A 12,079-nucleotide genomic window follows, 5' to 3' on the forward strand; every position below is an offset into this window, starting at 1 on the left:
GGTTGCGTCGCGTTCGCGTACGCCCTCACCTCATCACCTTAGCTCAGGCAATAAAATGCCGCTGACTAAAAACCCAGCACCGTTTTAGGGATTTGTACTCAGCGGGTTATCCCGCACGGTCGTCGATGAAGCCCTTCAGCATGGCGAGCGTATCGGCGTCGTCGATGTGTTTATCAGTGCGCCAACGCAACATGCGTGGAAAACGCACAGCCACACCGGACTTATGACGCGGACTCGCCTGAATGCCTTCGAAGCCGATTTCAAAAACCAGCGTGGGGGTGACGCTGCGCACAGGGCCGAATTTTTCGATCGTGGTCTTGCGCACGATCGCGTCGACCTGACGCATTTCTTCGTCGGTTAGACCGGAATAAGCCTTCGCGAAGGGCACCAACGTGCGCACGCCGTTCGCTTCGTCCCATACCGCGAAAGTGAAATCCGTGTAGAGACTCGCGCGACGGCCGTGGCCGCGTTGCGCATAGACCAGCACGGCATCGACTGCATACGGATCGATCTTCCATTTCCACCATGTACCGGAGGCTTTGGTGCGGCCCACGCCGTACATCGATTCGCGCTGCTTGACCATGAGCCCTTCCACGCCACGCGAACGGCTCTCGTCGCGCAATGCGGCAAGCGCCTCCCAGTCCGCTGCACGAACGAGCGGCGACACGCGCAGCAGATCGTGCGCGAGTGTGCCTTCGATTGAAACAGCCAACGCCTCCAGTTGCGCGCGCCGCTCGACGAGCGGCGTCATGCGCAGGTCCCGGCCGTTCGCTTCGAGCAGATCGTACGCAAGCAGCGTGGCCGGCGAATCGGCGAGGATTTTTTTAGTCAGCGTTTTACGGGCGATGCGCGGTTGCAGCCGCGCAAACGGTAATGGCGCCAGGGCGCCGGGTTCCCACGCGAGAATTTCGCCGTCGACCACGAAACCGTCCGGCAAGGCATCGCCCAACGCCGCCACTTCGGGGAAGCGATCCGTGATCAGATCCTCTCCGCGCGACCATAACCAGACACGTCCACCACGTTTGACGAGTTGCGCGCGAATGCCGTCCCACTTCCATTCGATCTGCCATTGCGAGGGATCGCCGAGCGTTGCCGGATCGGCTTGCAATGGATGCGCGAGAAAGAACGGATACGGCAGGCCGAGGTCGCTCTCCTGCTGCTGCTCGCCAGGCTGCATCTCGTCGCCAGTCGCTTCGGGCGCGATCAAACGCAGATAGCGCGCGGCATCGGGCTTCTGTTGCGAGTCGGTCCAACCGACCATGCGTTGCGCGATCCGCTTATGATCGACGCCCGCGACTTCCGCTAGCGCTCTCACCACCAGTTGCCGCGCAACGCCCACCCGAAACCCGCCGCCAATCAGTTTGGTCAGCAGAAACCGGCCGCCCCAATCGAGTTCGTCCCAGTAGCTGATCAAACGCGTGCGCAACTCTTCCGGCGCCACACCGCGCAAGGTCAGCACACGTTGCTCGATCCATTGTGTGAGGCCCAGTTCGGAACTGCGTTGCGCGGGCGGCAGGATATGGGCGATGGTTTCGGCCAGATCGCCCACTGCGTGATAGGACTCTTCGAACAACCACGCCGGCAATCCCGCGCGTTCGCGGGCGATCTCGGTGAGCAGACGCGTCGGCACCGATTGGCGCGGTTTGCCACCGGCGAGAAAATACGACGCCCACGCCGCATCTTCCGGTTCGGCCACGGCGAAGTAACTGGTGAGCGCTTCGAGTTTGTCGTGCGTGGACGTGGTCGCGTCGAGCGCGGTGTAGAGGGCGGCGAAGCGTTTCATGCGCGGCTCGCCGGGTTGGCCGCGTCGCCCTGGTCATCAGCCGACACAGCCTGCTCTGCTGCTGTCTGATCGAACTCGAGCGGCACGCTGCGCGCGGCCGCGGTTTCATCCGCACCCGCGGCATCCGCTTCGACTGTATCGTCGCCATATTGCGTTTCAAACGCGCCGGCCTCGAGGCCTTGCTCGCGCAACCAGCGCACCATCGGCTCGACCGAGCCATGCGTGACAATCACGCGTTCGGCGCCCGTCGCCTGTATGGCTGTTTGCAGGCTCGGCCAATCGGCATGATCCGACAGCACGAAGCCACGGTCGACTCCACGCCTGCGGCGCGCGCCACGCAGACGCATCCAGCCGGATGCAAACGCATCGCTATAGTCGCCGAAGCGCTTGAGCCATGCGCTGCCTTGCGCGGACGGCGGCGCCACGATCAGTGCCTGACGGAACGCCGCCTTGTCCTTGACCGGTATCTCGCTGACAGGCCGCACAGGCGGCAAATGCACGCCGGCGTCCCGATACGCGCGATTGAGCGGTTCCACGGCGCCGTGACAGAAAATCGGCCCAATGCCGGCATCGACACTGGCGAGCACGCGCTGCGCCTTGCCGAATGAATAGCAAAACAGCACGGACGCGCGTCCTTCGGCGGCGTTATGACGCCACCACGAATCGACGCCGTCGAATACGGCTTGCGGCGCGTCCCACCGGTAGATCGGCAGGCCGAAGGTCGACTCGGTAATGAAGGTATCGCAGCGCACCGGTTCAAATGCATCGCAGGTCGGGTCGGGGTCGAGTTTGTAGTCGCCTGAAGCCACCCACACGCGGCCACGATGTTCGATCCGCACTTGCGCCGAGCCGAGTACATGCCCTGCGGGATGCAGCGACACCGTCGTACCGTTAAGATCGAGGCGCTCGCCATACCCCAGGGTTTGCAGCGATATGCCGGGCAAACGCGACAGCAGCACGTTCGCCCCCGCTTTCGACGCGAGGTAATGCCGGTGCCCGAAACGCGCGTGGTCGGAATGCGCGTGCGTGATCACTGCCCGGTCGACGGGACGCCACGGGTCGATATAGAAGTCGCCAGGCGGACAATACAATCCCTCTGGCCGTGCCACCACGAGGTCCGCGAGGTCTGCTTCGTCAGAGGCTATAGTCAATGGGGGTTCCAGTGGAAAAGCGGGCGCGTTGAGGCAGGTCGATGCAAGCTCGACACATCCGCCAAGCAAACTGCATTCCCGGCGTGTGCTATTGAACCGAAGCGCCGAAGAGAAGCGGCAATCGCCGAAAAGAAGCAGCAATGTCAGCGTGGCTGCATTCTTGCTTGAGTATGCAGGAGCAACAAGGTACGCGCATCGGCAAAGCCCGCATTCCGGCAGGTCAGCCACGCGCGCTGCGAGGTCCCATGCAAACCATCATCGATGACCACGCGCTATATGTGGCGAAACATCCCGGCGAATTCGTGCTGCAAACGCTGAAGGCATTTCGCGCCAACCAGGGCTTGCTGCTCGCGGGCGCGGTCGCGTATTACGCGTTGTTGTCGATCGTACCGCTCATGATCCTGATCGTGATCGTCCTGTCGCGCTTCGTGCCCCAGCATGTGTTGCTCGCGGCGCTCGCGCATCTGTTGCAATGGCTGGTGCCGGGCCAGTCGAACGCGCTGGTGCACGAACTGGCCAATTTTCTCTCGCATCGCGCGGTGATCGGCTGGGTCTTGCTGCTGACGATGATCTTCTTCAGTTCGCTGGCCTTCACCGTGCTCGAGAACGCGATGTCGCTGATTTTCGTCCACCGTGTGGTGGTCCGGCGGCGGCACTTCCTGCTCTCGGCAATGCTGCCGTATTGCTACATTCTGTGTCTCGGCGTAGGCATCCTGATCGTCACCTTCGTGTCGAGCGGGCTCGAAGCGATCGGCGCCGAAGGCATCGATCTGTTCGGCCTGCATGTTTCGCTGCAGGGACTCTCGCGCGTCGTGTTGTATCTGCTCGGCCTCGCGGGCGAGGTCTTCGTGCTGACTTCGATCTATATGGTGATGCCGGTCGGTCGCCCTTCGCTCAGGCATGCGCTGTTCGGCGGCGTGGTCGCCGCCGTGCTGTGGGAGATTACGCGGCACGTGCTGGTCTGGTACTTCGCGACCCTCTCGCAGGTGAGCGTGGTCTACGGATCGCTGACCATGGCCATCGTCATCCTGTTCAGCCTTGAATGGCTCGCGACCTTGCTGCTGCTCGGGGCGCAGGTGATTTCGCAATACGAACGCTTCGGGATCGAGCCGCTTCAGGCGCCGCAGCCCGACATCAAGACCGGGTGAGTGCTCGCCGCGAGGCGTGCTACAGCCAGGCAACGAAGCCGTAGGGCAAGACTGCGGTAACATTCTGCTGAATACCGGCCGAGGCGCACGCCTGGCATAACCGCCTCTTCCAGCCGGCAGGCTTCAGGATCCCACCATGAGCATCACCCAGCGCAACAACATACAGATTTCCGGCAACGGCAAGCGGACCATGGTGCTGGCGCACGGTTTCGGTTGCGATCAGAGCATGTGGCGCTACCTCGCACCGTCGTTTCAGGACGAATACCGGACCGTGGTGTTCGATCATGTCGGCAGCGGCTCGTCGGATCTGAGCGCCTACGACATCGACAAGTACGACTCGCTGTACGGCTACGCCAGCGACCTGATCGAGATCATCCGTGAAGTTGCCGACGGCCCGGTGGTGTTCGTCGGCCACTCGGTCAGCGCGATGATCGGCCTGATCGCGAGCCTCAAGGCGCCGCAACTCTTCTCCGCCCTGATCATGGTGGGCCCGTCGCCCTGTTACGTGAACGACGGCGACTACGTCGGCGGCTTCTCGCGCGAAGACATCGAAGATCTGCTGCGCACGCTCGAAAGCAACTACCTCGGCTGGTCGAGCGCAATGGCGCCGGCCATCATGGGCGCGCCGGAGCAGCCGGAACTCGGTGTCGAACTGACCAACAGTTTCTGCCGCACCGATCCCGAGATCGCCCGGCAATTCGCGCGCGTCACGTTTCTGTCCGACCAGCGCGCGATACTCTCGCGCGCCACCACGCCCACGCTGATTCTGCAAAGTAGCGACGACATCATCGCGCCCTGCGTGGTCGGCGAATACCTGCACCGCACGATTCCCGGCAGCACGCTGCATCTCATCGAGAACGTCGGCCATTGTCCGCATCTAAGCGCGCCGAGCGCGAGCGCGGCCGCGATGAATTCCTTCCTCGCGCCGATGAGCCTGTAGCACGATGCACAGCACGGACCACCCGCTGCCCTCAGCCGAAGCGTTGTTCGAGCACGCCGCCTGCGGCCTGCTTGTCACCGATGCCAATGGCCGCATTGTGCGCGTGAACGCGACCTTCTGCGGCTGGCTCGGCTATGACAGCGCGGAGCTGGCCGGAGCGAGGCAAATCCAGGATCTGCTGAGCGCCGGCGGCAAGGTGTTCTATCAGACGCATTGGGCGCCGCTTCTGCAAATGCAGGGTTCGGTGGCCGAGGTCAAGCTGAACATGCTGCATCGCGACGGCCACATGGTGCCGATGCTGCTCAACGCGGTGCGCCGCCGTCACGGCGAGGCGACTTATCTGGAAGTGGCGGTGCTGATCGTCGCGGACCGTCACAAGTACGAGCAGGAGTTGCTGCTCGCGCGGCGCAATGCCGAGGCGTCCGTGGCCGCGCATCAGCTCGCGCAGCGCGAGTTGCAGGAAAGCCGCGACGTGCTGAGCCTCGCCATGCGCGGCGCGCGCATGGGCGCGTGGTCGCACGAGCCGAAGTCGGGCAAGCTCTGGTGGAGCCGCGAACTCGAAGCGCTCGCGGGCTATGCCGAAGGCCGCTTTGCCAACATGCCCGGCGGCTTTTTCGAACTGATTCATCCGGGCGATCTGATCGCGCTGAACGAGGCCGTGGACCACGCGGTGGAAACCGGTGACGACTATGTCGCCGAGTTCCGTTTTCTGCACGCAAGCGGCGACTGGTGCTGGATGGAAGGCCGCGGGCGCGCCACTTACGACCGCCAGGGCGAGCCGCTGACGATCTACGGCCTCGGCATCGACATTACCGAACGCAAGGAAGCGCAGACGGTCCTGCTGCGCCAGGCGGCAATCTTCGAACACCTGAGCGACGCGATCGTGATTACCGATCTGCGCGGCAATATCACGGACTTCAACGTGGGCGGCGAACGCATGCTGGGTTATCGCATGCGCGAGATTCTCGGCAAGCCGGTCGCGCTCCTGCTGCCGCCGGACCAGGCGTCGAGCATTCGCCGCGAAGCGCTCGCGGCGCTGGCCGCCGAAGGCACATGGCGCGGCGAATTGCCGTTCGTGCGGCGCGACGGCTCACGCGGCGTGTGCGAAACCGTGATCAAGCCGCTCGCCAACGCGCGCGGCGATATCTACGGCGCGGTCAGCATCAATCGCGACATCACCGGGCGCCGGCACGCGGAGCAGCAACTCACGCGGCTGAACCGCGAACTCTCGAATGCCGATCGCCGCAAGGACGAATTTCTCGCCACGCTCGCACACGAACTGCGCAATCCGCTCGCGCCGATGCGCAACGTGCTCGAAATTCTGCGCCTGAAAGAGTTCGCCGATCCGCAATTGAGCTGGTCGCGCGACGTGTTCGACCGGCAACTCCAGCACATGACGCATCTGGTCGACGATCTGCTGGAAGTCTCGCGCATCACCCAGGGTAAGCTCGAGTTGCGCAAGCAGCGTCTCGAACTGGCACGCGCGATGCAATCGGCCATGGAAGCGGCACGGCCGACCGTGCAGGCCTCGTCCCATCATCTGAGCGTGACGCTGCCACGCGAGCCGCTCTATCTGGTCGCCGATCCCACACGGCTGTCGCAGATGATCCTGAATCTGCTGAACAACGCCGCCAAGTACACGCCGCCCGGCGGGACCATCTCGCTCGCGGCGGAACGCGAAGGCGATGAAGCCGTGATCGTCGTGCGCGATTCCGGCATCGGCATTCCAGCCGAGCATCTGGACAACGTATTCGAAATGTTCTCGCAACTCGCGCCGGCGTTGGACCGCTCGCAAGGCGGACTCGGCATCGGCCTCGCGCTGGTGCGCGGCCTCGCGGAACTGCACGGCGGCACGGTCGCGGCTTTTAGCGACGGTCCCGGCAAAGGCAGCGAATTTGTGATCCGGCTGCCGGTGACGACAACCGCGGCGCTGCCGTCCGACAGCGCGCCGCCCGAGGCACCGCATGCGGGCGGCCTGCGCGTCGTGATCGTCGACGACAATGCGGACGCCGCCGAGAGCCTCGCGATGGTGCTCGAACTCGAAGGCCACGAAGTCCGCACGGCCGGCGACGGTATCGCGGGTCTCGAACTGATCGGCGCGTTCGCGCCGCAGGCGGTGATTCTCGACATCGGCTTACCGCAACTGAACGGCTATGAAGTGGCGCGGCGGATTCGCCAGGATTACCAGCACGCCGGCATTGTGCTGATCGCCGTCACCGGCTGGGGCCAGCAGCAGGACAAGCAGACTGCTCTCGCCGCGGGATTCGACCATCACTTCACCAAGCCGGTCGACCCCGGCGAGTTGCAGCGGGTGTTGAGCCGGCAGAGTGCGTGAGTGCGTGGTTGCGTGATCAACGCGCCTTGTTAAACTGACGCGATTTCCGCCCGCCTCTCTTTATGCCCTTCGACACCGTCGCCGCTTTCGCCGCTGCCTCGTGCGAAACCGTTTCGCCCCGCACTGGCGCAGCCGCCCATGCTTGACGACGCCCAGGTCACACGCACCCTCGCCGCGCGCGGCATTGTGCCCGACGCGAACCAGCGCGAAGCGATCGCCGCGCTCGTCACATTGCTCGGCGCGAACGGCCCGCGCGCGCGTTCCGCCGCGACAGCGCCGCATCAGGGCGTGTATTGCCATGGGCTGCCTGGGCGCGGCAAGAGTCTGGTGGTCGATACTGTGTTCGAGTTGGCGACCTGCCGCAAGCGGCGTCTGCACTTCCACGAATTTCTGCGCGAGATGAACCGACGGCTCGTCAGCGAGCCGAGCGGCGACGACCGCCTCGGCTCGGTCTCGCGCCAATGGCTCGACGGTATCCAGCTGCTGTGCTTCGACGAATTTCACGTACACGATATCGCCGATGCATTCCTGATGGGCCGCTTTCTGGATACGGCGATCGGGCTCGGCACCCGCATCGTGCTCACCTCGACTATGCGCCGGAAGGCCTGCTGCCCGACCCGGAGTTTCACGAACGTTTTCTGCCGACCATCGAGCAGATCAAACGCTGCTTTAGCGTGATTCATTTCGACGGCGCGCGCGACTACCGCTTCGGCGGTGAACAGGCGCAAATGCCGCATTTCTTCGCGCCACTCGATGCCGCCACCCGCGAGGCATTGCTGCGGATTTTCGTACGCTATGAAGGCAGCGAAACGCTCGATCCTGTCACGGTGAGCGCGGCGGGCCGACCGTTTGTCGCACGCGCGGCGGGAGCGGCTTTGCTATGGGCGGACTTCGAGAATCTGTGCGTGGCGAGCCGCTCGCATCTCGACTACCTGGACCTCGCCGAGCAATGGCACGGTCTGATCCTCGACAATGTGCGCAACGAGTGGTTGAGCACATCTCACACGCTGCAACGGCTGATCTGGCTGGTCGATATCTTCTACGACCGCAAGCGCGCGCTGTTTATCGCGTCCGATGAACCAATCGAGACGGCGCTCAGCGGTCTGCAAGGCGCGCACGATCTGTCGCGCACACTGAGCCGGCTCGCCGACATGCAATCGCGCGCTTATCGCAACACGCTCGACGGAACGCGCGAGGTTTCAGCGGACACGCCGGCCGATGCGCTGGACGATCCAGCGTAAGGCAGAGCACCTAGGTGCGCGTTTTCATAAAAAACCGGCGGTTTTCATCAAACCGCCGGCCTTTTCACTTCGCACCTTTTCGTGCCCTCACTCCTGGCTGCGCTTCGACTTCACCCGCTCGATCTGCTGCTTCGCCGCTTCGTACACACGCTCCGGCGTGAAGCCGAACTTCTTCTTCAGATCGGCGAGCGGCGCGGATGCGCCGAACGTATGCATCACGACCTGCGCGCCGAGCCGACCCACATAGCGGTCCCAGCCGAGCGAGGCAGCCTGTTCGACGGCGACACGCGCGTCGATGTCCGAGGGCAGCACCGATTCCTGATACGCCTCGTCCTGACGCTCGAAGATGTCCCACGACGGCATCGACACTACGCGCGCCGCGATCCCCTCGCCCTTGAGCTTCTCGTACACGTCGACGCAGATCGAGAGCTCGCTGCCCGTCGCCATCAGGATCACTTGCGGCTTTTGTCCATCGGCTGCGTCGGCGAGCACATACGCGCCCTTCTGCGTTCCGCTGGCGGCGGCATAGCGGCTCCGGTCCAGCGTGGGCAACGCCTGGCGCGACACGACGATGCACGACGGCCGGCGCGGATCCGACAGCGCCACGCGCCAGGCCTCGGCGACTTCGTTGGCATCGCCCGGACGCAGCACGGTGAGACCCGGCACGCCGCGCAATGAGGCCAGCTGCTCGATCGGCTGATGGGTCGGACCGTCTTCGCCCACGCCGATCGAATCGTGCGTGAACACGAAGATCGACGGCACTTCCATGATCGCCGAGAGGCGGATCGGCGGCTTCATGTAGTCGCTGAAAATCAGGAACGTGGAGCCGAACGGCCGCAGATTCGACAGCGCCAGGCCGTTCACCGCTGCGCCCATCGCGTGTTCGCGAATGCCGAAGTGCAGATTGCAGCCGCCGTAGCTATCGTGCTCGAAGCTGCCGGCGCCCTCGAATTTCAGGTTGGTTTTGGTGGATGGCGAGAGATCCGCCGAGCCGCCGATCATCCACGGCACGCGGGCGGCAATCGCGTTGAGCACCTTGCCCGACGAATCGCGTGACGCTACGCCCTTCGGGTCGGCGTCGAACGTGGGGATGTCGCTGTCCCAGCCCGCGGGCAATTCGTGCGCTTCCATCTGCGCGAATTCACGCGCGAGTTCCGGGTACTTCTTGGTGTATGCGTCGTAGTGGGCCTGCCATGCCTCGCGCGCCGCCTTGCCGCGCGCGCCGATGCCGGCCGCGAAGCGCTCGTGCACGCCGTCGGGCACATAGAAGAACTTGTCCTCCGGCCAGCCATACGCCTTCTTGGTGAGCGCCACTTCTTCGACGCCGAGCGCCTCGCCATGCGCCGAGGAACTGTCCTGCTTGTGCGGCGAACCCCAGCCGATGATGCTATGCACGACAATCAGCGTCGGCTTGTCGGTGATGCTTTTCGCCTCGACAAGAGCAGCCTCGAGCGCGGCAGCGTCGTTGGCGTCGTTCACGCGCAGCGTGTGCCAGTTGTAGCCGCGGAACCGGCTTTCCACGTCGTCACTGTACGCGAGGTCCGTGTGGCCTTCGATCGTCACGCGGTTGCTGTCGTAGATCCAGATCAGATTGGACAGTTTCAGATGCCCGGCGAGCGATGCCGCCTCGTGCGAGATGCCTTCCATCATGTCGCCGTCGCCGCATAGCGCGTAGACGCGATGGCCGAAGAGCGGCGCATCCGGCTGGTTGAAGTGGCTCTCGCACCAGCGCCCCGCCATCGCCATGCCGACGCTGTTGCCGAGCCCCTGGCCGAGCGGGCCGGTGGTGGTTTCGACGCCGGTGGTCATGCGGTACTCGGGGTGTCCCGGCGTGTTGCTGTCGATCTGGCGGAAATGCTCGATGTCGTCCAGCGAGACGGAGGGCCTGCCGGTCGGCTTGCCCTCCTCGTCCACCGCTTTCACGTTGGCCAGATGCAGCAGCGAATACAGCAGCATCGACGCATGCCCCACCGAGAGCACGAAGCGATCGCGGTTCGGCCACAACGGCTCGTCCGGATCGTAAACAAGATGGTTTTGCCACAGATGATAGGCCACGGGTGCCAGTGCCATCGGCGTGCCGGGGTGACCGGAATTGGCCTTTTGCACAGCGTCCATCGACAGCGTGCGGATCGTGTTGATGCACAGCTGATCGAGGGCGGGATCGTTTTGCATGGGACACTCCTTGTTCGGCGGTTGAAGAGAAAGCCGGAACGCGCTGTGTCGGCGCACCCGGCGAACCGTGTTACGTGGAAGAACGCATGAGGAACCGCTGCGAGGCTCAACGATGATGCGCCGATGCGCGCAAATCTGCACGGAGCGTTACACGCGGCATCGGGCGGGCTTGCTGCGGGAAGCGGTCATTTCAGCCGGCTTGCGACTGGAACCCGTCCGGTGCGGCGCCGACACGAAGAAAAAGCCGGCGTGCGCCGAGATCAAGCCGCGCGCAGCCAATATTCGACCAGGGGCCCGTGCTTGCCGTCGATTGGATCTAGGGGCGGAAAAGGCAACGCCTCCATGGCCGCCAGTTCGTCCGGCGTGAGCGCCTCGCGGCGGATGTCCCACTGCTGGTCTTCCGGATAGCCGGCGACGACCCGGAAGTGCCGCGCGAACGATTGCAGACAGTGGCCAGTGCCGGCCGGCAGCAGGATCGCGTCGCCGGCGGACAGCGACACCACTTTACCGCCCGGACCGCCGATGATCACCTGCGCGGAGCCGTCCGTTACGCCGAGTACTTCGTGCGCTGTGGCGTGAAAATGGTGATAGTCGAAGATGCCGTCGCGCCACTGCGGCGGCCATGCGTTGCGCTCGAAGAGGATTTCGAAGGCGGCCGCCAGGTCGCCGCTATCCGGCATGAGGGCGCGCCGGTAAATCACGACCGGCAAGTTGCGGTTATTCGGCACCCAGTCGTGCGGTTTGAGCATGAAGGCTTCGTATTCGGTTTTGGCGGCGTCGAATCCATGCTTTGAATCGTTGAACATGGTTTGCTCCTTGGCGTCCTGCGGATCGCGGTGCTCCGTTGAAGCCGGCGTGGAAGACGCTGCGCTGGCCGGCTCCGGCGATCGTTTCAGCGCCGCATAAAGCGCGCCTGCCTTCGCGTCCGCTTCTTTTCGGGCATGTTTAGACGCGCTGCCGTGACGGTGGACGAATTTCGCAAACATATGAAGTATCACTCGCCTTGGTTACGTTGCTGCGTCATTCCTTGCGCTGCGATTCACGCCCGCCGCCTCCGGGCGGCTCGGCATGCGTGCCGGTGCCGAGCGGCACTTCGGCGCTGTGTGCCGGGCGCTCGTTCGAGCGTGGCGGATTGGTCGCCTTGTCGACGCCGGTCTGCTCGACCGGCTCGATGCCGAGCGGACTAGGTTCGACATAATGCGTGCCGCTTGGCTTGTTGCGCTGTTTCACCTCATCGGTGACCAATGCGTCCAGCTCGTCCTGCGATTTGGTGCCCTGCATGTCGCTCTCCTCGTGACGTGGGATATAT

General features: G+C 64.0%; 8 protein-coding genes and 1 pseudogene. 4 read left to right on the forward strand and 5 right to left on the reverse strand.

Translation table 11 applies throughout. The annotated features are described in order from the left end of the window. Positions 1-106: 106 nt before the first annotated feature. Positions 107-1,783, reverse strand: a complete 1,677-nt coding sequence (locus B0G73_RS03950; RefSeq protein ID WP_106278090.1) for an ATP-dependent DNA ligase — start codon at positions 1,781-1,783, stop codon at positions 107-109. Continuing rightward, a complete protein-coding gene (locus B0G73_RS03955; RefSeq protein WP_106278091.1) occupies positions 1,780-2,934 on the reverse strand; it encodes a ligase-associated DNA damage response exonuclease in 1,155 nt (384 codons plus the stop codon). The genes B0G73_RS03950 and B0G73_RS03955 overlap by 4 nt, the downstream gene beginning before the upstream one ends. A 245-nt stretch (positions 2,935-3,179) precedes the next feature. On the opposite strand from B0G73_RS03955, the gene B0G73_RS03960 reads away from it, so the two are divergent. From B0G73_RS03960 to zapE, 4 genes and pseudogenes are all read left to right on the forward strand, one after another. Then, positions 3,180-4,082, forward strand: a complete 903-nt coding sequence (locus B0G73_RS03960) for a YihY/virulence factor BrkB family protein (protein ID WP_106278399.1) — start codon at positions 3,180-3,182, stop codon at positions 4,080-4,082. Positions 4,083-4,218: 136 nt separating this feature from the next. Further along, complete coding sequence (locus B0G73_RS03965) at positions 4,219-5,022, forward strand: alpha/beta fold hydrolase (RefSeq protein WP_106278093.1); 804 nt, start codon at positions 4,219-4,221, stop codon at positions 5,020-5,022. 4 nt (positions 5,023-5,026) lie between these two features. Beyond that, a complete protein-coding gene (locus B0G73_RS03970; protein WP_106278095.1) occupies positions 5,027-7,357 on the forward strand; it encodes a PAS domain S-box protein in 2,331 nt (776 codons plus the stop codon). Between the two features lie 138 nt (positions 7,358-7,495). Beyond that, positions 7,496-8,598: pseudogene (gene zapE / locus B0G73_RS03975) on the forward strand (cell division protein ZapE). 87 nt (positions 8,599-8,685) lie between these two features. Here zapE and tkt read toward each other — a convergent pair. The 3 genes from tkt to B0G73_RS03990 form a co-directional block, all read right to left on the reverse strand. After that, on the reverse strand, positions 8,686-10,770 hold the full coding sequence (gene tkt / locus B0G73_RS03980; protein WP_106278097.1) for a transketolase: 2,085 nt from the start codon (positions 10,768-10,770) through the stop codon (positions 8,686-8,688). A 260-nt stretch (positions 10,771-11,030) separates the two neighbouring features. After that, positions 11,031-11,576: a cupin domain-containing protein gene (locus tag B0G73_RS03985; protein ID WP_106278401.1), complete on the reverse strand. Its 546-nt coding sequence runs from the start codon at positions 11,574-11,576 to the stop codon at positions 11,031-11,033. 214 nt (positions 11,577-11,790) lie between these two features. Continuing rightward, the gene (locus B0G73_RS03990; RefSeq protein WP_106278099.1) at positions 11,791-12,051 is read right to left on the reverse strand and encodes a hypothetical protein; all 261 of its coding nucleotides are present in this window, start codon (positions 12,049-12,051) and stop codon (positions 11,791-11,793) included. Positions 12,052-12,079: the final 28 nt, after the last annotated feature.

Source organism: Paraburkholderia sp. BL25I1N1 (assembly GCF_003002025.1).
In the GTDB taxonomy this organism is placed as follows: Bacteria; Pseudomonadota; Gammaproteobacteria; order Burkholderiales; family Burkholderiaceae; genus Paraburkholderia.

Coding starts and splice junctions, on each gene's coding strand:
- B0G73_RS03950 (WP_106278090.1), bottom strand. CDS start 1,783: ATGAAACGCTTCGCCGCCCTCTACACCGCGCTCGACGCGACCACGTCC.
- tkt (WP_106278097.1), bottom strand. CDS start 10,770: ATGCAAAACGATCCCGCCCTCGATCAGCTGTGCATCAACACGATCCGC.
- B0G73_RS03990 (WP_106278099.1), bottom strand. CDS start 12,051: ATGCAGGGCACCAAATCGCAGGACGAGCTGGACGCATTGGTCACCGAT.
- B0G73_RS03960 (WP_106278399.1), top strand. CDS start 3,180: ATGCAAACCATCATCGATGACCACGCGCTATATGTGGCGAAACATCCC.
- B0G73_RS03970 (WP_106278095.1), top strand. CDS start 5,027: ATGCACAGCACGGACCACCCGCTGCCCTCAGCCGAAGCGTTGTTCGAG.
- B0G73_RS03985 (WP_106278401.1), bottom strand. CDS start 11,576: ATGTTCAACGATTCAAAGCATGGATTCGACGCCGCCAAAACCGAATAC.
- B0G73_RS03965 (WP_106278093.1), top strand. CDS start 4,219: ATGAGCATCACCCAGCGCAACAACATACAGATTTCCGGCAACGGCAAG.